The organism is Formosa haliotis, from assembly GCF_001685485.1.
Taxonomy (GTDB): Bacteria; Bacteroidota; Bacteroidia; order Flavobacteriales; family Flavobacteriaceae; genus Formosa; species Formosa haliotis.
The window spans coordinates 4,033,324-4,058,535 of the sequence record NZ_BDEL01000001.1 but is presented as its reverse complement, the minus strand read 5'-3'; the positions used below and the strand labels follow the sequence as shown (position 1 = coordinate 4,058,535).

Annotated in this window: 21 protein-coding genes, 3 tRNA genes and 5 pseudogenes; 10 read left to right on the top strand and 19 right to left on the bottom strand. The window is 34.4% G+C overall.

What is annotated here, in order from left to right; translation table 11 throughout:
- Nucleotides 1-146 precede the first annotated feature (146 nt).
- The 5 genes and pseudogenes from dnaB to tgt all read right to left on the bottom strand — a co-directional run bounded on the left by dnaB (nucleotide 147) and on the right by tgt (nucleotide 6,085).
- Nucleotides 147-1,691 carry a replicative DNA helicase gene (dnaB, locus tag A9D35_RS17200; protein ID WP_066225288.1) on the bottom strand — a complete coding sequence of 515 codons (1,545 nt, stop codon included), beginning with the start codon at nucleotides 1,689-1,691 and terminating at the stop codon, nucleotides 147-149.
- 167 nt (nucleotides 1,692-1,858) lie between these two features.
- On the bottom strand, nucleotides 1,859-2,812 hold the full coding sequence (locus tag A9D35_RS17195) for an acetyl-CoA carboxylase carboxyltransferase subunit alpha (RefSeq protein ID WP_066225286.1): 954 nt from the start codon (nucleotides 2,810-2,812) through the stop codon (nucleotides 1,859-1,861).
- A gap of 63 nt (nucleotides 2,813-2,875) precedes the next feature.
- On the bottom strand, nucleotides 2,876-3,772 hold the full coding sequence (locus tag A9D35_RS17190; RefSeq protein ID WP_066225285.1) for a DMT family transporter: 897 nt from the start codon (nucleotides 3,770-3,772) through the stop codon (nucleotides 2,876-2,878).
- Nucleotides 3,759-4,780 (bottom strand): annotated as a pseudogene (locus tag A9D35_RS17185) (LptF/LptG family permease). Before A9D35_RS17185 ends, A9D35_RS17190 begins: the two are co-directional and overlap by 14 nt.
- A gap of 174 nt (nucleotides 4,781-4,954) precedes the next feature.
- Nucleotides 4,955-6,085: a tRNA guanosine(34) transglycosylase Tgt gene (tgt, locus tag A9D35_RS17180; RefSeq protein WP_066225284.1), complete on the bottom strand. Its 1,131-nt coding sequence runs from the start codon at nucleotides 6,083-6,085 to the stop codon at nucleotides 4,955-4,957.
- A 173-nt stretch (nucleotides 6,086-6,258) separates the two neighbouring features.
- Between tgt and A9D35_RS17175 the strand changes: the two genes are divergently transcribed.
- From A9D35_RS17175 to A9D35_RS17165, 3 genes are read left to right on the top strand one after another with little or no spacing between them, the layout of a single operon-like run.
- Nucleotides 6,259-7,104: a transketolase gene (locus A9D35_RS17175; RefSeq protein WP_066225283.1), complete on the top strand. Its 846-nt coding sequence runs from the start codon at nucleotides 6,259-6,261 to the stop codon at nucleotides 7,102-7,104.
- Between the two features lie 20 nt (nucleotides 7,105-7,124).
- On the top strand, nucleotides 7,125-8,078 hold the full coding sequence (locus A9D35_RS17170) for a transketolase family protein (RefSeq protein WP_066225280.1): 954 nt from the start codon (nucleotides 7,125-7,127) through the stop codon (nucleotides 8,076-8,078).
- Between the two features lie 46 nt (nucleotides 8,079-8,124).
- On the top strand, nucleotides 8,125-8,709 hold the full coding sequence (locus tag A9D35_RS17165; RefSeq protein ID WP_066225278.1) for an outer membrane beta-barrel protein: 585 nt from the start codon (nucleotides 8,125-8,127) through the stop codon (nucleotides 8,707-8,709).
- Nucleotides 8,710-8,798: 89 nt separating this feature from the next.
- Here the strand turns inward: A9D35_RS17165 and A9D35_RS17160 are convergent, their stop codons facing one another.
- Nucleotides 8,799-9,737 carry an FKBP-type peptidyl-prolyl cis-trans isomerase gene (locus tag A9D35_RS17160; RefSeq protein ID WP_066225275.1) on the bottom strand — a complete coding sequence of 313 codons (939 nt, stop codon included), beginning with the start codon at nucleotides 9,735-9,737 and terminating at the stop codon, nucleotides 8,799-8,801.
- Between the two features lie 82 nt (nucleotides 9,738-9,819).
- Between A9D35_RS17160 and A9D35_RS17155 the strand changes: the two genes are divergently transcribed.
- Nucleotides 9,820-10,212 (top strand): RNA-binding S4 domain-containing protein, encoded by a 393-nt coding sequence (locus A9D35_RS17155; protein ID WP_066225273.1) that lies wholly within the window; start codon nucleotides 9,820-9,822, stop codon nucleotides 10,210-10,212.
- Nucleotides 10,213-10,303: 91 nt separating this feature from the next.
- Nucleotides 10,304-10,807 (top strand): phosphoribosyltransferase family protein, encoded by a 504-nt coding sequence (locus A9D35_RS17150; protein ID WP_066225271.1) that lies wholly within the window; start codon nucleotides 10,304-10,306, stop codon nucleotides 10,805-10,807.
- On the opposite strand, the gene A9D35_RS17145 is transcribed toward A9D35_RS17150, so the two are convergent.
- Complete coding sequence (locus A9D35_RS17145; RefSeq protein WP_066225269.1) at nucleotides 10,799-11,320, bottom strand: shikimate kinase; 522 nt, start codon at nucleotides 11,318-11,320, stop codon at nucleotides 10,799-10,801. The genes A9D35_RS17150 and A9D35_RS17145 overlap by 9 nt on opposite strands.
- A 134-nt stretch (nucleotides 11,321-11,454) precedes the next feature.
- Between A9D35_RS17145 and A9D35_RS17140 the strand changes: the two genes are divergently transcribed.
- The 3 genes from A9D35_RS17140 to A9D35_RS17130 all read left to right on the top strand — a co-directional run bounded on the left by A9D35_RS17140 (nucleotide 11,455) and on the right by A9D35_RS17130 (nucleotide 11,948).
- A tRNA-Lys gene (locus A9D35_RS17140) sits at nucleotides 11,455-11,527 on the top strand.
- A gap of 52 nt (nucleotides 11,528-11,579) precedes the next feature.
- Nucleotides 11,580-11,664, top strand: a tRNA-Leu gene (locus tag A9D35_RS17135).
- 211 nt (nucleotides 11,665-11,875) lie between these two features.
- Nucleotides 11,876-11,948: transfer RNA gene (locus A9D35_RS17130), tRNA-Lys, on the top strand.
- A 656-nt stretch (nucleotides 11,949-12,604) separates the two neighbouring features.
- Here the strand turns inward: A9D35_RS17130 and ftsY are convergent.
- From ftsY to recR, 11 genes and pseudogenes are all read right to left on the bottom strand, one after another.
- Nucleotides 12,605-13,557, bottom strand: a pseudogene (gene ftsY / locus A9D35_RS17125) (signal recognition particle-docking protein FtsY).
- A 202-nt stretch (nucleotides 13,558-13,759) separates the two neighbouring features.
- On the bottom strand, nucleotides 13,760-13,912 hold the full coding sequence (locus tag A9D35_RS17120) for a DUF4295 domain-containing protein (RefSeq protein ID WP_066225267.1): 153 nt from the start codon (nucleotides 13,910-13,912) through the stop codon (nucleotides 13,760-13,762).
- A gap of 7 nt (nucleotides 13,913-13,919) precedes the next feature.
- Nucleotides 13,920-14,102 carry a 50S ribosomal protein L33 gene (rpmG, locus tag A9D35_RS17115; protein ID WP_066225265.1) on the bottom strand — a complete coding sequence of 61 codons (183 nt, stop codon included), beginning with the start codon at nucleotides 14,100-14,102 and terminating at the stop codon, nucleotides 13,920-13,922.
- 23 nt (nucleotides 14,103-14,125) lie between these two features.
- Nucleotides 14,126-14,362: a 50S ribosomal protein L28 gene (gene rpmB, locus A9D35_RS17110; RefSeq protein WP_038527816.1), complete on the bottom strand. Its 237-nt coding sequence runs from the start codon at nucleotides 14,360-14,362 to the stop codon at nucleotides 14,126-14,128.
- 78 nt (nucleotides 14,363-14,440) lie between these two features.
- Nucleotides 14,441-15,693, bottom strand: a pseudogene (locus tag A9D35_RS17105) (CinA family nicotinamide mononucleotide deamidase-related protein).
- Nucleotides 15,693-16,037, bottom strand: coding sequence for a hypothetical protein (locus tag A9D35_RS17100; protein ID WP_066225263.1), 345 nt, complete (start codon nucleotides 16,035-16,037; stop codon nucleotides 15,693-15,695). Before A9D35_RS17100 ends, A9D35_RS17105 begins: the two are co-directional and overlap by 1 nt.
- A 2-nt stretch (nucleotides 16,038-16,039) precedes the next feature.
- Nucleotides 16,040-16,651: a fumarylacetoacetate hydrolase family protein gene (locus A9D35_RS17095; RefSeq protein ID WP_066225261.1), complete on the bottom strand. Its 612-nt coding sequence runs from the start codon at nucleotides 16,649-16,651 to the stop codon at nucleotides 16,040-16,042.
- Between the two features lie 18 nt (nucleotides 16,652-16,669).
- A pseudogene (locus tag A9D35_RS17090) lies at nucleotides 16,670-17,445 on the bottom strand (3'-5' exonuclease).
- Nucleotides 17,446-17,548: 103 nt separating this feature from the next.
- Nucleotides 17,549-18,889 carry a dihydrolipoamide acetyltransferase family protein gene (locus A9D35_RS17085; RefSeq protein WP_066225259.1) on the bottom strand — a complete coding sequence of 447 codons (1,341 nt, stop codon included), beginning with the start codon at nucleotides 18,887-18,889 and terminating at the stop codon, nucleotides 17,549-17,551.
- 122 nt (nucleotides 18,890-19,011) lie between these two features.
- On the bottom strand, nucleotides 19,012-20,109 hold the full coding sequence (locus A9D35_RS17080) for a glycosyltransferase family 2 protein (protein WP_066225257.1): 1,098 nt from the start codon (nucleotides 20,107-20,109) through the stop codon (nucleotides 19,012-19,014).
- A gap of 5 nt (nucleotides 20,110-20,114) precedes the next feature.
- A complete protein-coding gene (gene recR / locus A9D35_RS17075; RefSeq protein ID WP_066225256.1) occupies nucleotides 20,115-20,732 on the bottom strand; it encodes a recombination mediator RecR in 618 nt (205 codons plus the stop codon).
- A gap of 82 nt (nucleotides 20,733-20,814) precedes the next feature.
- Between recR and A9D35_RS17070 the strand changes: the two are divergent.
- Nucleotides 20,815-22,256 (top strand): annotated as a pseudogene (locus tag A9D35_RS17070) (sodium:solute symporter).
- Here the strand turns inward: A9D35_RS17070 and A9D35_RS17065 are convergent.
- Nucleotides 22,227-22,589, bottom strand: coding sequence for a CoA-binding protein (locus A9D35_RS17065; protein WP_066225255.1), 363 nt, complete (start codon nucleotides 22,587-22,589; stop codon nucleotides 22,227-22,229). The pseudogene A9D35_RS17070 and the gene A9D35_RS17065 sit on opposite strands and share 30 nt — an antisense overlap.
- A gap of 103 nt (nucleotides 22,590-22,692) precedes the next feature.
- Between A9D35_RS17065 and A9D35_RS17060 the strand changes: the two genes are divergently transcribed.
- Nucleotides 22,693-25,155, top strand: coding sequence for a TonB-dependent receptor (locus A9D35_RS17060; RefSeq protein WP_066225253.1), 2,463 nt, complete (start codon nucleotides 22,693-22,695; stop codon nucleotides 25,153-25,155).
- Nucleotides 25,156-25,212 lie beyond the last annotated feature (57 nt).

Sequence of the window (25,212 nt, the reverse complement as noted above, 5' to 3'; positions counted from 1 at the left end):
GTCAAATATGGAATGAGATGTAAGCTTTAAATTATAATTTAACAGAAGGGTTAAAATCAAAATGCATTCTATTAAACATAAAAAAAACCATGAAAAATACGGTTAGGGTATCTTTCATGGTTTTCTATTAAAAAATTGTTTCAAAATTAAAACGGTACATCGTTATCATCATCCTCGTTCATAGCACTTCCAAAGGCATCTGTGGGCGAAGGAAAATGACCTCCAGAGCTAAACCCAGAATCTTCATTCGGGTTGGTATTCATTTTACTATGGAACTCGTAAGGAGAATCAAAATCATCTAAGTTATCGAACTTACCTAAGTGACCTAAGAATTTTAATCGGATGTTTTCTAATCCACCATTTCTGTGTTTTGCAATAATAAATTCTGCTTGTCCTTCTGTTGGAGAGCGCTCATCATCATCCCATTCTTCAATTTTATAATATTCGGGACGATAAATAAACGATACAATATCGGCATCTTGCTCGATCGCACCCGATTCACGAAGGTCAGACAGTAACGGACGTTTACTTCCGCCACGCGTTTCTACAGCACGCGATAACTGAGACAGTGCAATTACAGGAACCATTAATTCTTTTGCCAAGGCTTTTAGGTTACGTGAAATCATCGAGATCTCTTGTTCACGGTTTCCACCATGACTTGTTCCTCCCGTCATTAACTGTAAGTAGTCAATCATGATTAGTTTTATACCGTGTTGCGACGATAAACGTCTGGCTTTGGCACGTAAATCGAAAATAGAAAGCGAAGGGGTATCATCTATAAAAAGAGGTGCTTTTTCTAAGCCTTTTACTTTTACATTTAATTGCTCCCACTCGTGTTTTTCTAATTTACCTGTTCTTAATTTTTCTGAAGACAATCCAGTTTCCGAAGAAATTAAACGCGTAATTAACTGCACCGATGCCATCTCTAAAGAGAAAAAAGCAACGGGTATATTTTGATCTACGGCTATGTTTCGTGCCATAGATAAGGTTAAGGCTGTTTTACCCATACCTGGACGAGCCGCCACAATAATTAAATCGGAAGGTTGCCAACCAGAAGTTAATTTATCTAACTTATCAAATCCGGTAGGAATACCACTTAAGCCCTCTTTATTCGAAATCTCTTCAATTTTCTTCTTCGCCTGAATAACCAATTCCTGCGCCGTTTCACTAGACTTTTTGATGTTACCTTGAGTAACTTCGTAAAGTTTGGTTTCGGCTTTATCTAGTAAATCGAATACATCTTGGGTTTCATCGTAAGCTTCTTCAATAATTTCACTTGAAATTTTAATTAAACTACGTTGAATAAATTTCTGTAAAATAATACGGGCATGAAACTCTATATGCGCCGAAGAAGACACTTTTTGGGTAAGTGAAATCAGATAAAAATCACCACCTGCAACTTCAAGCTTCGCACTTTTCTTTAATTGACTAGAAACAGTTAATAAGTCGATAGGTTCGCTCCCCTCAAACAACTGAAAGATCGCTTCAAAAATCACTTTATGAGATTCTTTATAGAAAGCATCTGGACTTAAAATGTCGATAACTTCATCCACTCCTTTTTTATCGACCATCATAGCTCCAAGCACAACTTCCTCTAAATCAATAGCTTGCGGTGGAATTTTACCACGTTCTAAATTGATTAAAGTACTTTTGTCTACTTTGTAGCCCTGCATTGAGTTCGGTTGTTTCATAGCTACAAAAGTAATTAAAAAGGCTTTATATTTTGATGTTTTTAGAAGGTTGATGTTAACCTTTCTTCAACATTCTAATTGTTAACAACTTACATATTTTGTTAATAACCATAAAAAAACCTGAAGTTAAATAGCTTCAGGTTTCTTACTATGAGGGTATCAAGGGATTACTCTTTAAAGACGCCCATGTTTTCGTATTTTTCCATACGTTGTTTCACTAATTCTTTTGGTGATAAGTTTTTTAAAGCCTCAAAAGATTTTACAATTGCCGACTTTACAATATTAAACGTTTCTTGACGATCTGTATGTGCTCCTCCTAAAGGTTCTTTTACAATTTCGTCTACCAATTTTTGTTTTTTCATATCGGCTGCAGTAAGCTTTAAAGCTTCGGCTGCTTGCTCTTTAAACTCCCAACTACGCCATAAAATAGAAGAACAAGATTCTGGCGAAATCACCGAATACCAAGTGTTTTCTAGCATCAATACACGGTCTCCTACACCTATACCTAAGGCACCACCAGATGCACCTTCACCAATAATAACGGTAATAATAGGCACTTTTAAACGAGTCATTTCTAGAATATTTCTAGCAATGGCTTCTCCTTGTCCGCGTTCTTCAGCTTCTAAACCTGGGTATGCACCTGGAGTATCGATTAAAGTTACTACAGGAATTCCAAATTTCTCGGCCGATTTCATTAAGCGTAAGGCTTTACGGTAACCCTCTGGGTTAGACATTCCGAAATTACGTAATTGACGTGTTTTGGTATTAAACCCTTTTTGTTGGCCAATAAACATATAGCTTTGGTCGCCTATTTTACCTAGACCACCAATCATCGCCTTATCGTCTTTTACATTTCTATCGCCATGTAGCTCTAAAAATGTATTACCACAAATCGCCTTTATATAATCTAATGTATACGGTCTATTTGGGTGACGCGATAATTGAACGCGTTGCCAAGGGGTTAAATTTTTATATATGTCTTTTTTAGTCTCTATAAGCTTTTTTTCTATTTGCTTACAGGTTTCTGTTACGTCTACTTCACTTTCCTTGCCTATAATTTGGCACTTGTCCAATTGCTCTTCAAGTTCTTTTATAGGAAGTTCAAATTCTAAATACTCCATACCAATTAAGGATTTCTTTTTTAGTTAGCTTACAAATATAAAAACTTTCGCGTTCTAATTTTGTTAAGACCGTTTTCTTTTTAAAGCTTTCCAATTTTTTAGGATACCGTTTAATAAAACAGCCCCTAAAATAATCGATGCTCCGTAATAAAAATTACTCGACATTTTTTCTTTCTCTGGAAATAATATTAAGGCGAGAATTATACCGTAAATAGGTTCTAAATTAAAGGTAAGCATTACCGTATATGGACTTACATGTTCCATGATTTTCACTGAAGCAATAAAGGCATATGCTGTACAAACTGAGGCTAATATAAAAAGATACCACAAATCTGTGGGACTTACACTAAAAAATTCTGAATTAAATCCTGAACCAAATAAGGCTATAAATAAGGTAATAAACAATACGCCACTTATAAACTCATAAATAGAGATTACCGAAGGTCGATATTCTTTCACAAATTTACCATTTAAAACAGCAAATAAAGCTGATAAAAATGCTGACAGTATGCCTAATATGATGCCTTCGATATACTGAAGTTCGCTTTGGGTGATTAAAAAAACGCCCAAAACAACCACAAATCCAAACACCATTTCGTACTTAATAATTTTTCGTTTATGAATAATGGGCTCTAAAATTGAAGCAAAAAAAGCTCCCGAAGACACCATTGATAAGGTAATGGAAATGTTTGACGCTTTTATAGCGCCAAAAAAAGTGATCCAATGCAGAGCAATAATAACTCCTGCAAACCCAAATCGAAGTATTGTTCTTGGTGGCACCTTAATATTAATCCCTTTAACACGGATATAGGCATACATTAAAACCGTTGCCATTAACATACGGTACCAGACTAAAGCTATAGCATCTATAGTGATTAATTCGCCTAATATTGCGGTAAATCCTGCTATAAACACCAGCAGGTGCAAATGCAGATAATTGAGTAATTTAGCGTCTCGCATTATACAGTAAATAGGCGGCTAGCACCCCAAAAATTATATTTGGAAACCATACAGCTATCAAAGGAGAGAAATCGGATTGTTCTGCCATAACCCCGAAAATTTTATCGAAAAACACAAATACCATGGCAATACATATTCCGAAAGCTAGATTAACTCCCATTCCTCCTCGCCGTTTTTGAGACGATACTGCCACAGCAATAATAGTTAAAATAAACACCGAAACTGGCAAACTCCATTTTCTGTATTTCACCAATTCGTATCGCCCAATACTAGAAGATCCTCTTTTTTTCTCTTTCTCTATAAAAGCATTTAAATCGCTATAATTTAAGGTTTCAGCAATATATTCTAATGGTGTTAAATCTTCTAAATCGAAACTAAATATGGTATCTTTTCGTCTTAAAGTTTCAATAACATCATCATCTTCACCAATGGTGCGTTTAACGTAGTCTACCAGTCGGTACACCGAATCTTTTTCAATATACCTCAAGTTTCTAGCACTCATTTTATACACCAATTTATTATCTACAATATGCTCTAAAGAGAAGTTCTGACCCATTTTATTTTTGGCATCAAAACTACTCACATAGATAAAATCGTTGTCGTTAATTTGTCTATAAACCGTACCTGTTTCTTGTGCTTTTTTATTTTTTTAAAATATTTATAATCGAAATCATTAAACCCCTTACTTGCTTCCGGCGCAAGATACATACCTAAAACCAGAGATAAGATCGCAACAATTGTTGCCCCATACATATACGGTCTTAAAAATCGATTAAACGATACTCCCGAACTTAAAAAAGCAATAACTTCTGTATTGTTTGCTAATTTAGAAGTGAAGAAAATTACCGAAAGGAATAAAAATAACGGAAATAAAAGATGCGCAAAATATATAGTGAAATTCAAATAAAACATTGCCACCTCTGGAAAAGGCACTTCGTTTTCAAGAATTTTACCAATTTTTTCAGCTAAATTTACGGTTATTGCAATTGGAATAAACAGCAATAACATCATTAAAAATGTGAATAAATAGCGCTTTAATATGTACCAATCTAATATCTTCAATCTTGCCGCTCCCAACCTCTAAAACCGAGGTTATATGGGTGTTTTATATGTTATAAAATTTAAAAAGTCTGCCTTAAAATCTTTTCAGACTACATTTTTATGGTCACTAAATTCTAGATCCTATAATCTATTATCCATTTGTTTTACCATCATATCCTTCCAAGTTCTAAAATCACCTGCTAAGATATGTTTTCTAGCTTCACGAACCAACCATAAGTAAAAGCCTAAATTATGTATCGTTGCAATTTGTTTTCCCAGCAATTCATTTACCGAAAACAAATGTCTTAAATACGCTTTCGAATATTCGGTATCAACAAAAGTTATCCCCATTTCATCAATAGGAGAAAAATCATCTTCCCACTTTTTATTTTTTATATTGATAGAACCATGGGCCGTAAACAGCATTCCATTTCTTGCGTTACGGGTAGGCATAACACAATCGAACATATCGACCCCTAAAGCTATATTTTCTAAAATATTTATTGGTGTACCAACTCCCATTAAATACCTGGGTTTATCCCATGGCAACACATCGGTTACCACTTCGGTCATGGCATACATTTCTTCTGCGGGTTCCCCCACCGATAAACCTCCAATAGCATTCCCTTCTGCTCCTACTCCGGCAATGTATTCTGCAGACTGTTTACGTAAATCCTTATATGTACTTCCTTGTACAATTGGGAAAAACGTCTGACTATAATCGTACATAAACGGCGTTTTGTCTAAATGCTTTAAACAACGCTCTAACCAACGATGCGTCATGTGCATCGAACGTTTTGCATAATTATAATCGCAAGGATATGGTGTACATTCATCGAAAGCCATAATAATATCGGCACCAATGCTACGCTGAATTTCCATCACGTTCTCTGGCGTAAATACGTGGTAACTTCCGTCGATATGCGATTTAAACTTTACTCCTTCTTCTTTAATTTTTCGGTTAGAAGACAAGGAATACACTTGATAACCTCCAGAATCGGTTAAAATATTTCTATCCCAATTGATAAATTTATGTAACCCTCCTGCTTTTTCAAGGATTTTGGTTTGTGGTCTTAAGTATAAATGATAGGTGTTTCCCAGAATAATATCTGGGTTAATATCATTTTTAAGTTCGCGTTGGTGTACACCTTTTACAGAACCTACGGTTCCTACTGGCATAAAAATAGGTGTCTCTATTGTACCATGATCTGTAGTTATTACTCCAGCTCTGGCTTTACTTTGGGTGTCTTGGGCTTTTAAGTCGAATGTCATATTCAAATATTCATCAGGAGGCAAAGATAATTAACTCGTTCTTATCTGTATTGTTATTTAAAAAAAATAAAAAAATACCTCTACGTAAACCTTTACTTAAATTACTAAAATATTAATTTGTTAAACACACATAAAGGCTTATTTTTGAGCCTTTATAAATCAAGTTATATAACATGTCTAATACAAAAGAATTACAAGATTTAACGACTCAGGTTCGTAGAGATATTCTACGCATGGTACATAAGGTAAACTCTGGTCACCCAGGGGGCTCTTTAGGATGTGCAGAATTTTTAGTAGCCCTTTACAACGAAATTATGGACCGCAAAGACGGTTTTGAAATGGATGGTATAAATGAAGATTTATTCTTTTTATCTAACGGCCACATTTCACCTGTATTTTATAGTGTACTTGCACATGCTGGCTATTTTCCAGTAGAGGAATTAAGTACGTTTAGATTATTAAACTCTAGATTACAGGGACACCCTACTACTCACGAAGGATTACCAGGAGTGCGTATTGCATCGGGGTCTTTAGGTCAAGGTATGTCTGTTGGTATTGGAGCAGCACAAGCTAAGAAACTAAATGGAGACGATAAATTAGTTTATACATTACACGGGGATGGCGAACTACAAGAAGGTCAGAACTGGGAAGCGATTATGTATGCCTCTGCAAAAAAGGTTGATAACTTAATTGCTACTGTAGATTTAAACGGACAGCAAATTGATGGTTCTACAGACACCGTACTACCTATGGGAAGTCTGAGAGCTAAATTTGAAGCTTTTGGTTGGGATGTTATAGACATAGAAGAAGGAAACAATATTGACGCTATATTAAATGGTATGGCTGAAGCTAAATCGAAAACAGGAAAAGGAAAACCTGTATGCGTGCTTTTAAAAACAGTAATGGGTCATGGTGTAGATTTTATGATGTACACTCACGCTTGGCATGGTAAAGCACCAAACGACGAACAATTAGAAAATGCTTTAGCACAAAACCCTGAAACTTTAGGCGACTACTAACCTTCACAATCTAAAAGACAATGAAAACATATACATATACAGAGAAAAAAGATACAAGAAGTGGTTTTGGAGCTGGTTTAGCAGAGCTTGGAAGAACAAATCCTAATGTTGTAGCGCTATGTGCCGATTTAATTGGTTCATTAAAAATGGATGAATTTATTAAAGAAAATCCAGAGCGTTTTTTCCAAATCGGAATAGCAGAAGCAAACATGATGAGTATTGCTGCCGGTTTAACTATTGGTGGAAAAATTCCATTTACAGGAACTTTCGCTAACTTTTCTACAGGTCGTGTTTATGATCAAATACGTCAATCTATTGCGTATTCTGGTAAGAATGTAAAAATTTGTGCATCTCACGCAGGTTTAACTTTAGGAGAAGATGGTGCCACGCATCAAATTCTTGAAGATATAGGCTTAATGAAAATGTTACCAGGCATGACTGTTATTAATCCTTGCGATTACAACCAAACAAAAGCAGCTACTATTGCAATTGCAGAACATGACGGTCCTGTTTACTTACGTTTTGGAAGACCTTCTGTGCCAATTTTCACTCCTGCCGATCAGAAATTCGAAATTGGCAAAGCGATTAATTTAACAGAAGGTAGCGACGTTACTATTGTAGCAACTGGACACCTAGTTTGGGAAGCCTTAGAAGCTTCTAAAGTTTTACATGAAAAAGGAATCTCTGCCGAGGTTATAGACATGCATACCATTAAGCCTTTAGACGCTAAAGCAATTTTAGATTCTGTAGCAAAAACAGGATGTGTAGTTACTGCAGAAGAACACAATATCTTTGGAGGTTTAGGTGAAAGTGTGGCACGTGTTTTAGCTACAAACAAACCAACACCACAAGAATTTGTTGGTACTCAAGACACCTTTGGGGAGTCTGGTACGCCTGCACAACTTATGGATAAATACGGATTAAATAGCGCTGCCATTGTAAAGGCTTGCGAAACCGTTATTAAAAGAAAATAATTTTATTAGTTTCGCGTTTAATGTAACAATCATTAAAAACGAAACTATGAAAAAATTAATCTTAACACTTTGTATTGTTGTAGGTGCTTTAAATCTATCTACAGCACAATCAGGTTCAGGTTATGGAATTAAAGGCGGATTAAACTATGGAGCAAATGGAAATTATTTTTCATCCATAAGTAATACAGTTAAACACCCAGATAAAAACGTAGGTTTTCATCTGGGTGTTTTTGGTAAATTTGGAGACTGGATTTACTTTAAACCAGAATTAATGTACACGAATACTAGTAGTGAATACGATGCTGGCAAATTAAAAGTTCAGAAATTAGATTTACCAGCATTATTTGGAATTCGCTTAATAGGGCCTTTAAGCATATTTGCTGGACCTGCATTTCAGTATATACTAGATTCTAAATTTGACGATGTTAAAGCCGATGATATAGATAAGGACATCTCTATGGGCTTTAATTTTGGGTTTGCTGTTAATATTAGAAAAATTGGTATCGACCTAAGATACGAACGCGGATTTAGTAAAAACGAAACAAAGTTTATTGAAAACAATGGTATCGATGTTGTTTCTATAGACTCTAGACCAAGTCAATTAATCTTAAGTCTTTCGGTAAAATTATAAACCAATAAGACTTATAAGCATAAAAAAACCGTTTGCAGTACATGAACTACAAACGGTTTTTTTATGCTTTATTTTAAGATTATCTAGTCTTAATCTTCTGTAGATTCTGTTTCTTCAGGATCTAAATACTTAGGAATACCGTTTTTCCCTATATCGTTAGACGGATCGCCATCACCATCAATATCTTCGTGAATAGTAAATACGCCATCACCGTCATCATCAAGATCTATAAAATTAGGAATACCATCACCATCGGTATCATCATCATACACATCGCCGTCACCATTTAAATCTTCTAAATAAGAATATACCCCGTCATTATCATGATCTAAATACGTTACTCCAGATGTATTCACAGCAAATATAAGTGGAGAATATGCAGGAATAGTAGATGTTGCAGAATTGAAATAAGCTAAACCAGAAGGTAGAAAACCAGCACCTATACCATGTTCGTGATAAGTTACTGTACCATCTCCGTTTTCAGAATTACCTGTAGAGGTTTTAAATTCTATAACTGTTTCTTTAAAGCCATCAACCACACCATAATCAGTTCCATAAGACAACATACTTAAACCCACTGGAGTTACCGTACTATCGAAAATAGAACCATCTAGTAAGGTTCCTCTATATTGAACAAAAGCACGATCTGTAAAATGTATTTCTTCGCCTTTACCCTCGCGTACTACCAAATAATACATAGTGTAAATTAAATCTTCTTCAACCGAATCAGGAACTTCTTTACTTACTACTTGGTCGCTTAAAGGAATTTTATCGCTATTTACACCTGCTATAGTATCAAACACAATCTGAAAATTATCATTTGCTGGACTATAAGGATTATCGAAATCAAAATCTTCATAGTTATAAAAATGCGTTTCAAGATAGGCTTCTATTTCAGCCATATTTTCTTCGTATACTTCTGTAGCATCTCTAGCTGGTACAGTTTCCGTGTTATCGTCATCATCATTTTTACACGTAAAAACCATTGCCGCTAATAAAATAGTTAAAGTAACTGTTCTTAATTTCATTATTGCTTATTTTTGGGGCGCAAGATACGATTTTAAATAGAATTTTTCACGAAAGTGAAATGTTGATTTTTACAAAAAAAAGATGCGAATAGATAAATATTTATGGTGTGTTAGGTATTATAAAACACGAAGTATAGCTACTACAGCCTGTAAAAAAGGACATGTTAAAGTAAATGGAGCCGTAGTAAAACCTAGTCGTGACGTTTATCCGCAAGACAAAATTGAACTTAGAAAGGATCAAGTAAACTACAGCCTGAAGGTAAACGACTTACCTCCAAACCGTGTTGGCGCTAAATTAGTTGATATTTATCGCGTGGACACAACCCCTAAAGAGGCCTTTGAAGCTCAAGAACTTTTAAAATACGCCAAAGATTATTACCGTAAAAAAGGAACAGGTCGTCCTACTAAAAAAGATCGCCGCGATATTGACGATTATCAAGACGACCAAGAAGAAACAACTTCTGAAGACCTTTAATTAATTACTTTTTTTTTGAAGTTTTTTTAATTCTGAAAACTAGCACGAGATAAAAAACTCTTTTATATTTGACTAAATTACATAACACAAGATGGAAACGACTAAAAATATTATTTTAACTCACGACGAAATCAATCATAAAATTAAGCGTATTGCATATCAAATTTACGAAAGCAATGTTTATGAGTCTGAAGTGATTTTGGCTGGTATTGATAGTAATGGTTATGTATTAGCAAAAAAGCTAAAATCGGTTTTAAGTAAAATATCTCCTATTAAACCGATTTTGTGTAAAGTAAAAATTGACAAGAAAAATCCGCGAAACGAAATTAAAACATCTTTAAAAGTAGAAGATTATGAAAATAAATCTATTGTTTTAATTGATGACGTTTTAAATTCAGGAACAGCTTTAATCTACGGTGTTCGTTTCTTTTTAGATGTACCTTTAAAGCAGTTTAAAACTGCGGTATTAGTAAATAGAAATCATAAAAAATACCCAGTAAAAGCAGATTTCAAGGGTATTTCGTTATCTACATCCTTAAACGAACATGTAACTGTTAATTTTGAGAATGATGTATTTGAAGCGTATTTAGACTAAATGCGTCATTAAACGATCTAAAATAGCGATTTCACTGGTGTTATCTACATCAATAATAATATCGGCTTCATTATAGAATATAGCACGTTCAAATAAGTGTTTACCTATAAACTCTGCCAATTCATCATCTGTCGTAAATCGGCTTAATAACGGACGCTTAGCACGTTCATGTTTTAATCTTGAGGTGAGTTCTTTAACACCTGCTTTAAAATAAATAGAAGTCGACGTTTTATCATTTTTAATCAATTCCATATTATTAGAATAACACGGGGTACCTCCGCCTAAAGCCAAAATACTTTGCGTATTATTTTCTAAAAGTGCTTTTAAATAGTCATGTTCTTTTTTTCGAAAATAGATTTCTCCCCGTTCCTCAAAAATATTTGAAATAGAATTTTGTTCCTGTTCTTCTATATAATCATCTAAATCTATAAATGGGTAATTTAATATTTTGGCCAACTTTTTACCTAAAGTTGATTTACCCGACCCCATATATCCTATTAAAATTAAATTCATTTAAACTCCTATTTATTGATACTTAAAAACATACAATATTGCAGCACAAAAAAACAAAAAAAAAACAAGAAACAGGCTTGGTTTTCTAAATAAAGGTGATATATTTGCACCCGCAATACGCAAACAAAAACAATGACCTGGTAGCTCAGTTGGTAGAGCATCTCCCTTTTAAGGAGAGGGTCCTGGGTTCGAGCCCCAGCCCGGTCACAACGAAAAGGTTAAACATTATTGTTTAACCTTTTTTAGTTATATATTTTAGGCGCACGTGGCGGAATTGGTAGACGCGCTGGCTTGAGGGGCCAGTATCCGTTTAGGATGTGGAAGTTCGAATCTTCTCGTGCGCACTTTAAAAAATTGCTCATTTACATAACAAGATTTACATGTCTAATGGTATAGATAAGGAACTATTTATCAGACTATAACAGCGCAGTTTTGTTAAACTTAAATGATCTATTATAAACAGAAATAATTATTTTTTCTATTTATATTAAAAAAGGGTTGGTTTTTTAAATAAAGATAGTATCTTTGCACCCGCAATACGCAAACAAAAACAATGACCTGGTAGCTCAGTTGGTAGAGCATCTCCCTTTTAAGGAGAGGGTCCTGGGTTCGAGCCCCAGCCCGGTCACAACAAAAAGGTTAAACATCATGTTTAACCTTTTTTTATGCGCTTTATTTAGCTAACTTATGTTTTAAAATGGAATAATGAAGCATACTAAATTGGGATTTATAGAGAAAAATCATCCTCGAGGTAACCTAAACATCTTTAAAATCTATTAACTTGATATTTTCCTCTATAGAATTTTAATTGAAAGACATCGTTTAAAAGCATTTTAAAACCTCCTCGTTAAGTTAACAATGACGCTTCGCCGGAAAACATCATTCCATGTTTTAATGATCTCATAAAATAGCTACATAGCTTTTTAACTTACCCCCTCTTTAACAATCAAATTAAAGGAAAAGTATGTTAAGTGCATATCTTTATTATGCACATTATAGTCTCGCTTTTTTTTTAAACAAGATCCATTATCTAACAAGATTATAAATTAAGAATTGAATCACTAAATGAGTCCGAATAGAAATTAAGGCATATAGGAAGTCAACCTATAATTTTAGAAGTAAATTATATTGATTTGCAGATTCTAAGATGAATCTGTGAATACCAGAAAATAGTCATGGCATGCCTAAAGAAATAGACATCAAAGTCAAAGTCTTAAACCTTCGCTAAAACAAGCAAAGATCATTCAGTTATGAGAAATTATGTGTGTAGAATAAGGATTGTATTTATTTAAAAAAAGAATCTACAAATTCGAATTTATTAAACACTTGTAAATCGTTAATCCCTTCTCCAACACCAATATATTTTACGGGAATTTTAAACTGATCGCTAATACCTATAACAACGCCACCCTTAGCTGTACCGTCTAATTTAGTAACCGCCAAGGACGTTACCTCTGTAGCTGCAGTAAACTGTTTAGCTTGCTCGAATGCATTTTGTCCTGTAGAGCCATCTAACACCAATAGAACATCGTGAGGCGCATCGCCTATCACTTTTTGCATAACGCGTTTTACCTTAGTTAGCTCGTTCATCAAATTAATTTTGTTATGCAAACGTCCCGCGGTATCAATAATAATAACATCGGCATTTTGAGACACACCCGATTGTAAAGCATCAAAAGCTACCGAAGCCGGATCACTTCCCATGTCTTGCTTTACAATAGGCACTTCTACGCGATCTGCCCACACTTGCAATTGATCTATTGCTGCAGCTCTAAAAGTATCTGCTGCACCTAAAACCACTTTAAGACCTTGCTTTTTAAACTGGTAAGCAAGTTTCCCGATAGTCGTAGTTTTTCCCACTCCATTTACACCAACAACCATAAGAACATATGGTTTTTTATTGGCTGGAATAGTATATTCGGTTTCTTCACCTGAATTTGTTTCAGATAATAAACCGGCAATTTCCTCGCGAAGAATAAGATTTAATTCTTCTGTTCCTAAATATTTATCTCGTTCTACACGAGCTTCTATACGTTTAATAATTTTTAAAGTGGTATTTACCCCAACATCGCTAGACACTAAAACTTCCTCTAAATCATCTAAAACATCATCATCAACCTTAGATTTTCCGGCAACTGCCTTACTTAGTTTATCAAAAAAATTAGTCTTAGATTTCTCTAAGCCTTTATCTAAAGTTTCCTTTTTTCAGAAGTAAAAATTTTTTTAAAAAAGCTCATTAGTTATAATTTAGAATTTATGATATCAAGCATGGTTATACTACACAAATGGCGTAGTAACTTTTAAAAACTCTTAACACAAATAGTCTGCCCAAAAACCCAAGCAGAAAATTTGTCACTATTTTAAACGTAAATATAAAACAAAAGCTGCTCTCTTAAATAGAAAGCAGCTTAAATATCTTTATTGATAAAAAATAAATTATTATTTTTTATTCAAGAAGTCGTTTACTTGTTCTGGTGCCATAATTGCTTCAACAAATGTGTAAGCTCCTGTTTTATCAGACTTTACCATTTTGATAGCTTTTGTTAATCTCTTAGACCCCGTTTGTAATGATGCTACTGATTTCTTTGCCATGACTCAATTATTTTATTTCTTTATGAACAGTCATTCTCTTTAAGATAGGATTGAATTTTTTAATTTCCATTCTATCAGGAGTATTTTTCTTGTTTTTTGTAGTAATATATCTAGAAGTTCCTGCAACCCCAGATTCTTTATGCTCTGTGCACTCCAATATTACTTGGACTCTGTTACCTTTCTTTGCCATTATTGTATTATTTTAAAAGCGGCTTATTTTAAAAACCCTTTAGATTTAGCTTCTTTTATAGCAGCCGAAATTCCTATTTTGTTGATAGTTTTCAACGCTGAAGTAGATACTTTTAAAGTTACCCACTTATCTTCTTCAGGAATGTAAAAACGCTTCTTAACTAAATTCGCATCAAATCTGCGTTTAGTTTTGTTCATAGCGTGAGACACATTGTTCCCTACCATTGCCTTCTTACCTGTAAGTTCACAAACTCTTGACATTCTTTCTAAACTTTAAATGTTGTTATTTCAAAACGAGGTGCAAATATATGAATTCTTTGTCTTATAACAACTTAATTATCATCTATTTTTTAAAATTTCTTTTTGAAGCATCTCTAAAGCCTTGTCTACAGCCTTATTAACCACCTTTAGCCTTAAGTTTCCGAGATTAAATTTCTCTGAATACACGCCTGTTTTTGAAGCAATTGCTATAAAAACAGTCCCTAATTCTTCGCGATCGGTCGCTTTGCTTGGTCCTGCATTACCAGTTGTTGCAATGGCGTAATCTGTATTAAACATTTTAGAGCTTGTTTTGCCATGGCTTCGGCCACTGCTGCACTAACTACAGAGTGCTCTAAAATGATGGCTTCTGGAACTTGCAACACATCTATTTTAGCTTGGGTTGCATAACTAACTATACTGCCTTTAAAATATTCTGATGCTCCAGCATGAGCTGTAAATTGTTCTGCAATTTTACCGCCCGTACAACTCTCTGCCGTAGATACGGTTTGCCCTAAAAGTGTTAAGCTTTTCCCGATTTGCTCTTCTATCGACTCTGCTTCACCTTCAATCCCCTTAAAAATCTCTTGTATTTGTGGCATTAAATACTGCTCTTGCCTGTCCATTTCTGCTATAATAGCATTTTTATCAAATCCTTTTGCAGATAATCTTAGACGTACTTTGCCCAAATTTGGTAAATACGCTAATTTAATATGTTTTGGTAAGGCATCTTCCCAAATTTCTAGCCGCTCTGCCAATGCACTCTCTCCCATCCCATAAGTAATATAAGTTTTATGCATGATAAAGGGACACTTATATTTTTGTTGAATTCGCGGAATAACTTCGCTATCTATTAACCCCTTCATTTCGAAAGGCACACCGGGAAGCGATACAAACACCTTATTATTACGTTCAATCCACATTCCTGGCGCTGTGCCATAGGCATTATGTAAAACCGAAGCACTTGTTAGCACCAAAGCCTGATTTACATTTAATTGAGAAATAGGATTAGATGAATATTTTGAAAAGATGTTTTCAACATGTTTCAAAACAACGTTGTCTATAATTAGAGTATCATTAAAATACTCGGCTAAAGTATGCTTTGTTATATCATCTTTGGTCGGGCCTAACCCACCTGTAACAATAACAATATCTGCATTTTCTTCGGCCTCCTTAAGTGCTTTTAAAATATGTAACTTATCGTCTTGTACCGAGGTAGTTTGGTAGACAGAAACACCAATTTTATTTAGTGCTTGGGCTATATATGCTGAATTAGTGTCAATAATTTGCCCGATGAGAATTTCATCGCCAATGGTAATAATTTCTGCTTGCATTATGAAATATCAAAATCGGATTTTATTTCTGCAACTGCAGATTCTATAGCCGTAATCACCTTATTAAAAGTGTGTGTAATATCTAAATCCTTCTTTTCAAATTTTCCCCAGTCTTGTAATTCTATAACATCGTCTAGAACACCAAGTTCAAACAAATCTACAGTAGGCTTTAATTTATGAGCCATCTGATAGGTTTCGTTATAATTATTGTCTTGTACTGCTTTTTTTAAAACTTTTAAATCTTCTGGAACTTCTTCAGTAAATGTTACAGCTAAGGCTTTAATAAATCCCTCATCATTATCCGCCAATTCTCTCACCCTATATAATTTATAATGCTCTTCCATAATTATTTCACAGTTATTGAAAACAGTTGTTTATCTTCTATAAATCCTTTAAGCACATCGTTGGGTCTTACCGGACCTACTCCAGAAGGCGTCCCCGTAAAGATAATGTCTCCTATCTTTAAAGTAAAATATTTTGAAACACATTCTATCAACTCATCAATTTTCCAGAGCATGTGACTAGTATTTCCGGTTTGGACAGTATTTTCGTTCTTTTGCAATGAAAAACCAAGCTGATTTAAGTTTGAGAACTCACTTTTCTGAAGCCACTCTCCTACAACTGCCGATCCGTCAAATGACTTTGCCTTTTCCCAAGGTAGACCTTTAGCTTTCAATTTTGCTTGTAAGTCGCGTGCTGTAAAATCGATACCCAACCCAATTTCATCATAGTATTTATGTGCAAATTTACGATCTATATGCTTCCCTACCCTGTTAATTTTTACTAAAACCTCAACTTCATAATGTACGTCTTCAGAAAAATCAGGAATAAAAAACGGCTGTTTTTTCAATAATATAGCCGTATCTGGTTTTAGAAACACAACTGGATCTGTGGGTTTTTCGTTTTCTAATTCTTCTATATGTTCGGTATAATTTCTACCTATACAAATAAGTTTCATCTTGTAATGGACTTAAAATTAATTCAACTTATTATTTAAACCGCGCAGCTTTATAGCCGTTAAAACTTTTTTGGTATATAACGGGAAATCTGCATTTAATATCCACCCGAAATATCCTGGTTCATCGTTTAAAACATCTACAACCTTTTTATTTTATGTTTTCCGAAAGAAAAACACTCCTCTCCATCTTTATTGAACACAAGAAATCCTGCAAAATCTGCAAATTGTTTTCTGCTACTAAATTCTGAAAGAAATTTTGTGTTATTTTCTAACTCATCATATCGTTCAACCTGAGCCTTAAGAATCTCGTAGGTAGCATAAGTATCAGCCGCTGCACTGTGCGCGTTATCTAAATTTTTTCCGCAGTAAAACTTATAGGCTGCACTTAAGGTACGTTGTTCCATTTTATGAAAAATGGTTTGCACATCGATAGCCAAATTCGTTTTCATATCAAAATCGACCTCGGCACGTAGCATCTCTTCTGCAAGTAGTGGAATATCGAACCGGTTGGAGTTATAGCCTCCTAAATCTGAATCTTTTATTAAGCTATATACTTCTTTTGCTAAAACTTTAAATGTTGGAGCATCGGCTACATCGGCATCAGAGATTCCGTGAATTTCTGTAACTTCTGCTGGGATTGGCATTTCGGGGTTCACCAACCACCTTTTAGATTCTTCTTTTCCGTCTGGGTATACTTTTAAAATTGCGATTTCTACAATTCTGTCTTTAGATATATTGATACCAGTTGTTTCTAGATCAAAAAAACAAATGGGCTTTTTAAGGTTAAGATTCATTAAAATAGTTTTAATTAAAATGTAAATTTAGTAAATGTTATTTGGGTATAATAAAAAAACCCAACTCATTTAAGTTGGGTTTTTACAAAATTTATAATTTTTGCTATATTTCTCGGTTACTATCCCAAGCTTCTAAATAATCTTTTACTGCTTTTACAAACATACCACCAAGCGCACCATTAACCACACGATGATCGTAAGAATGCGATAAGAACATACGGTAACGAATTCCAATAAAGTCTCCCTCAGGGGTTTCTATTACAGCTGGTACTTTACGAATAGCACCTAAAGCTAGAATTCCTACTTGCGGCTGATTAATTATAGGTGTCCCCATGATACTACCAAACGTTCCTACATTTGTCACTGTATAAGTTCCATCTTGTATATCATCTGGCTTTAATTTATTATCTCTGGCGCGTGTTGCCAAATCGTTTACACTTTTGGTAAGTCCTACTAAGTTTAATTGATCGGCATTTTTAATTACCGGAACAATTAAATTTCCATCTGGTAAAGCTGCTGCCATACCAAGATTTATATTTTTCTTTTTAGTAATTACTCCGTCTTTGTAAGAAATATTGAGCATAGGATAGTCGCGTAAGGCTTTTGCAATGGCTTCCATAAAAATAGGTGTAAACGTTAAGTTTTCCCCTTCTCGTTTCAAAAACTCGTCTTTAACACGTTTTCTCCAATTCCAAATCGCAGTCACATCGGCTTCTATAAAACTTTGAACGTGAACAGACGTTTTAGAAGAGTCTGTCATATGTTGCGCTACGAGTTTACCCATTCTAGACAGCTCTATAATTTCATCTTCGCCTGTCGCCACACTAGGCGTAGCGACCGATGATTTTTTGGTCTCTGGCATCACCTTTTCTTTCGGCGCACTGTTATTTACAGGTGCTGAGGGTTGATTCGTTTTAGTACCTCTAGTTTCTATATACGAAAGAATATCGTTTTTAGTAACCCGACCTTCTAGCCCTGTTCCTGCAATAGCATCTAGTTCTGCTTGATCGATACCTTCTGCTTTTGCTATGTTTTTTACTAATGGCGAATAAAATCGGCCTTCACTAGACACTACCGAACTGGCTGCGGTTTCTTGAGCGTCTGCAACCGATTTCTCTAGAGCTTCAACATGTTCTGGCACTACATCTTCTTCTTCAGCTTCTGCTTCTGCTTCTGAAGTTTCGGAAACAACATCACCATCTCCAGCTACTTCTATAATACCAATGGTTTGCCCAACTTGTACTATGTCGTCTTCATTAAATAATTTTTCAATTAAAACACCTTCTACCTCACTTGGGACTTCACTATCAACTTTATCTGTTGCGATTTCTAAAACAGCCTCGTCGGCATCAATAGTTTCTCCAACTTCTTTTAACCATGAAGTTATTGTTGCTTCAGCAACACTCTCTCCCATCTTAGGTAATTTCAGTTCAAATTTTGCCATATTACTAAATTAAAGCTGTTTTATAAATTTATATTGCGAAATTAATGAATAAAAATCTATTTCCATAAATTATAGTCAATAAACATTTCTTAATTTAATCATTCAAATTTGACACAAATGTACTAAAAATGAACTACAATTCCTTTAGATACTGTATTATCACTCCCAAGAATAAAATTAGATTGTTTGGAAAGAATTCTAAAGGTTAAGGTTTTATTCGTTTTGTACTGTTCTAGTATTTGTATAATCTCCTTAAACGTCAACCAGTTATTATCTAAAATATATTGCTGATGATCTTCTACAATTTCCATTTTAGGTTTTAACTGCACCTTACAACCCAAAGCTACATTCAAGTTTATATTTTGTTTTTTTGAAATTAGAACTACCGATTTCACTACTCTGTTTTCTATTTTAGGTTGAAGATTTAAAACGGTTAACCCTTTAATACCCAAGCCAACCAATTGTTCTACAAGCACATTATTTTTGAAATGTTTTCTATAAAAAATTTGCATAGAACCATTAAAACGTTTGGCATATTCCTTATCTCGCAAGGTACTTTCCCCTTTAAAATGAATGACAGTAGTATCTCCAAAATAGTAATTTTTAAATCCTGCTTTCAATATTTTATAAGACAAATCGACATCTTCGCCATACATAAAGTAATCCTCATCGAAACCATTTACAGCAAGATAAACCTCTCGTTTTATAAGCATAAAGGCGCCTACTAAAACCTCAACTTCTCCGGTACTATGTTCATTTAAGCCATTGGCATAATACAACTCGTCTTGACCTAAAATCTTTTTTAAAGCCACTTTTGGGGTGGGAATATTTCGTTTACTTTCTGGTAAAAACCCACCGGTACCATCGATTAATTTACAGCCAACTGCTCCTAGCTTAGGTTGTATGTCTGCAAATTTTAAAAGTTTTTCGAAAGTGTCTTCTGCCACTACAGTGTCTGGATTTAAAATACAAACATATGCTCCTTTTGCCTGAGAAACGCCAATATTATTTCCCTTTGAAAATCCGAAATTCTCCTTGTTTTCTATAAGGTTAACTTCTGGAAACAACGTTTTAACCATAGTACAACTATCGTCTGACGATTGATTATCGACTACAATAATTTCTGCATCGATATTTTGAATGGCTGCAACTACACTTTTTAGACAGACCTCTAAAAAATAGCGCACATTGTAGTTTAATATAATTACAGAGAGCTTCAAGTCTCTTAAGATTTTAAAGATCCTTCAAAAGGAATCCGATTTAAAATACTACGTCCCAAGGTAATCTCATCGGCATATTCCAATTCGTCTCCAACCGATATACCTCGAGCAATTGTAGAGGTAACCACATCGAGACCTTGAATTTGTTTATAAATATAGAAGTTAGTCGTATCGCCTTCCATTGTCGGGCTCAAGGCAAAAATAAGTTCTTTTACACGCCCTTCTTTTACCTTATTTACTAATGGCATAATATTTAAATCGTGAGGACCAATACCATCCATTGGCGATATTTTACCTCCCAATACATGATATAACCCTTTAAACGAACTGGTATTTTCAATAGCCATAACATCGCGAATATCTTCAACCACGCAAATAATTTCTTCATTTCGTCTTGGGTTCGAACAAATTTCACAAAGAATATTATCGCTAATATTATTACACGATTTACAAAATTTAATCTCTGTACGCATTTTTAACAAGGCTTGTGCCAATTGTACGGTTTGCGATTCTGGCTGACGTAATAAATGTAAAACCAATCGTAAGGCGGTACGCTTCCCTACCCCCGGTAATTGCGACATTTCGTTTACCGCTTTTTCTAATAATTTTGAAGAAAATTCCATAAGGCTTCAAATTTACAATTTTAGTTTTAAGATTTGTTCTTATACGTTTGTAATTTGTATTTTGGTCTGCGAAAACTTAGTTATGAGCGCTACCCAAATTATTTTACTAATTACTGCCTATTTTGGCGTCCTTATTTTAATTTCTTACATCACTGGCAAAAAAGGTGATAACAATACTTTTTTTAAAGGAAACAAGCAATCGCCATGGTATGTGGTCGCTTTTGGAATGATCGGGGCTTCGCTTTCTGGAGTCACTTTTATTTCGGTTCCTGGCTGGGTTGAAGCCTCACAGTTTAGCTATATGCAAGTTGTTTTTGGGTATATTGTAGGTTATTTAGTGATAGGCACGGTTTTACTCCCATTATATTATAAACTAAATTTAACATCTATATATACCTATTTAGAAGAACGCTTCGGAAATTATTCCTACAAAACGGGGGCTTCTTTCTTTTTAATATCAAGAATTGTAGGTGCTAGTTTCAGGTTATTCTTAGTAGCCAATGTGTTACAAATTATTTTATTTGATGATTTAGGAATTCAATTCTGGCAAACCGTTACCATTACTGTTTTACTCATTTGGTTATACACCTTTAAATCTGGAATAAAAACTATTGTTTGGACAGATACTTTACAAACATTATTTATGCTTACCGCTGTTGGAGTCGCTATTTATTCGGTAAGTCAGGATCTAGATTTAGGCGGAAAATCGGCCTTAAACTTTGTTCTAGATAGCGATTTATCTCAAATGTTCTTTTTCGACGACATTAAAACTGCTAATTATTTCTGGAAACAGTTTATCTCTGGAGCATTTATAGCGATTGTAATGACTGGCTTAGACCAAGATATGATGCAAAAAAACCTAACCTGTAAGACGCTGAAAGATTCTCAAAAAATATGTTTTGGTTCACCATAGTTTTAACCATCACTAATTTTGTTTTTCTAAGCTTAGGCCTTTTACTAACGGTTTATGCACAACAAAATGGTATTGATGCGCATAAAGATGATTTATTTCCTATTCTTGCCAAGCATCATCTAGGGACCGGAGTTTTTATTTTCTTTCTTCTCGGTTTAATCGCCGCAGCTTATAGTAGCGCAGATAGTGCATTAACCTCGCTAACAACATCTTTTAGTATTGATATTTTAGATATTGAAAAAAAGTACGACCAAGCCAAACAAGTAGCCATTAGAAAACGAATTCACGTTTTTATTTCAATCTTATTAATTCTTGTTATTATTACCTTTAAATATATTATTAAAGACGAAAGTGTTATTGCTAAACTGTTTGTTTTTGCTGGTTATACCTACGGCCCTTTATTAGGACTATATAGTTTCGGACTGTTTACAAATTGGCAAATTAAAGACAAATTGGTTCCGGTAATCGCTGTGCTTTCCCCTATTCTATCCTATTTTATTAGCGTAAATAGCTTAAAATGGTTCGGATTTGAATTTGGGTTTTTTATTTTAATATTAAACGGACTATTAACTTTTCTTGGTTTAGTATTGATTCGTAGACAACAAAACTAAAGTACACGCCACTTCGGTAGCAATACCATGGGCTTCCAATTTCTTATAAAATTCAGGATTTTCTGTTCCCGGATTAAATATAACGCGCTTTGGTTTTAAACCAATAATATAATCGTAGTACTGCTCTTGGCGTTTCGGATTTAAATATAATGTTACCGTATCTATTCCTTTATAAGGTATTAATTCGGTATCGATTGCCACTCCCGAAACCTCGCCAACCCTTAAGCCAAATGCAACAGTTTCATGTTTATAATTTACCAACTTCTGTATCGCCATATGCGAATACCGCATCGGATTTAAGGATGCTCCAATCACTAATGTTTTCTTACTCATCATGTTAAATAGGTATTATTAATTCTATTTTTGTAACAATTCTCAAAGTTAACAGTCTATCTAATAACAATCATCAAATCATCAATCAAAATCATCAATCAAAATGAAAAAGACATTAACCATCGTCTTACTATTATTTTCTTTAATAATTAAGGCACAAAACTCTGCCCCCAACCTTTTAAAAACTGCCACTTTAACCGGTCGTGTTTTAGACGCAAATTTAAACCAACCCTTACCCTATGTTACAGTAGTTATTAAAAACCTTGATGGCTCGACCCTCACGGGAAGCATAACCGACGATAATGGCCTTTTTAGTGTTACAGATCTTCCGTTAAAAAAACTACAAGTCGTAATTCAATATGTAGGTTTTAAAAGAGAAACCAAAACGGTTAGCTTCTCTAAAAACAAAAGCAATATTAATTTAGGCGATATAAATCTTACCGAAGATGTATCGCAATTAGACGAGGTTACGGTTGTAGCAGAAGTCACAACTATTCAACAAAAAGTAGACCGCAAAGTCATTAACATCGGGAAAGATTTAACTACCGTTGGCCCAACAGCATCAGACATTATGAATAATCTTCCGTCTGTAAGTGTAGACCAACAAACGGGAAACATAAGCATGCGTGGTAACGCAAATGTACGTGTAATGGTAGATGGTAAACTATCTAATGTGCCGGTGGCTCAATTACTAAAACAAATTCCATCTACCTCCATAAAAAGTATTGAACTTATTACTAATCCGTCGGCTAAATACAATCCCGAAGGTATGAGCGGAATTATAAACATCATCCTACATAAAAACACGAATATCGGTTTTAACGGGAATATTAATTTAGGCCTATCTCACGAATACAACGCTAAATTTAATAGCTCTATAGATTTAAATTACCGAAACGGAAAATTCAATATTTATGGAAATTACGGAAACAATACCGGTAAGAATAAAAATTACGGTACTATAGACCGTTTAGACGATTTAACCCATCAAATCTTCAATTTCAACAACAATAACAAATCACATTTATACAAAGTTGGAATCGATTTTTATATGAATGACAATAATACGATTTCATTTTTCACCAATCAGAATGTATACGACGGCAAGGGCGACGGAACTACCGATATTGTTTTTCCTTCGCAAGACACGCAATTTCAAACCTTTAATAGCCTAACCGACAATTTATCGTCGCAATATAATTTAGCTTACAAACATGAGTTTAAAAAAGAAGGCGAGAAATTAGATATTGAAATAGATTATAACGATTTCGGGCAGACCGAAGATGCGGCATTCGGATTTGTAAATATTGAAAATTCTCCTAATTACAAAGACCATGTTGAAACAGACCGTACACAGACAACCATTAACGTAGATTATGTAAACCCGTTAAGCGAAAAAGCCAAGTTAGAACTGGGTGCAGAGGCCCGATTATACAACACACAAATAGATTATGAATCTACGGGTTATTCTTTCGACGGCAATGGGGATTTAAATCCAACCCCAAGTACAGATTTCGATTATACTAGAGATATTTATTCGGCTTATATTACCTATAGTAAAACCTACGAAAAATGGAGTTACCAAGCAGGAGCGCGCTTCGAGCAAGTTGCAGAAGATGCTAATGCTTTAAATTCTAACGAAAACACCACAGAGAGCATTCCGTTTTCTAATGATTATTTTCAAGTATACCCATCTGCATTTATCACTTATAACCCATCAGAAAAAAACACCTATCAATTTAGTGCCAGTCGTCGTGTAGACAGACCAGGCTTAAGTCAGGTGAATCCTATTCGCGAATGGAGCACACCGCGAATTTCTTCTTACGGAAATACCGCTTTACAACCTCAATTTACAAATTCGGTTGAACTTAATTACACAAGAAAACTTGGTAAAGGAACAATTACCGGAGGCGTATTCTATCGATTTATTGAAGATGAAATTAATCGTGCCGTTTATATTGACAGAAACGATTTAAACAAAGTGATTTTAACCTATGATAATTTTGATAACACTTCGGCTTATGGGATTGAATTATCGAGTAACTACAAACCTACACCTTGGTGGAATTTTAATGCAAGCTTCGATTTATACGGCCAAACACAATCTGGAATAACCGAAATTTTAAATACTTCTGATAATGAAATTCCTACCCCAGACGACATCGAATTAACAGAAATAGAGGTTGATAATTTGGTATGGAATTTTAGAATGAACAATACATTTAAAGCTACCAAACGACTTAATTTTTCTTTATTCGGAATGTATCGTGGCGCACAAAAAAGCATACAATTTCAAACAAAACCTATGATTATGGTTAATACCGGTTTGCAATACTCGTTCTTAAACGATGCTGCTACCTTTAGTTTTAATTACAATGACATTTTTAATTCGATGAAATTTGAATTCGACCAAAACACTCCATTCCCTGCTACCGGGCAATTTAATTGGGAAAGTAATACTTGGTATGTTGGTTTATCGTATCGCTTTGGAGGCAACTCTTATAAAGCTTTATCGCGAAAAAATCGAGATCGAAATGAAAAATCTAGTGGTGGCGGATTTATATAAAACGTGTTAAAAATCTATTCGAAATATTTTGATGGTTAGTATTAGAGAATGCGATAA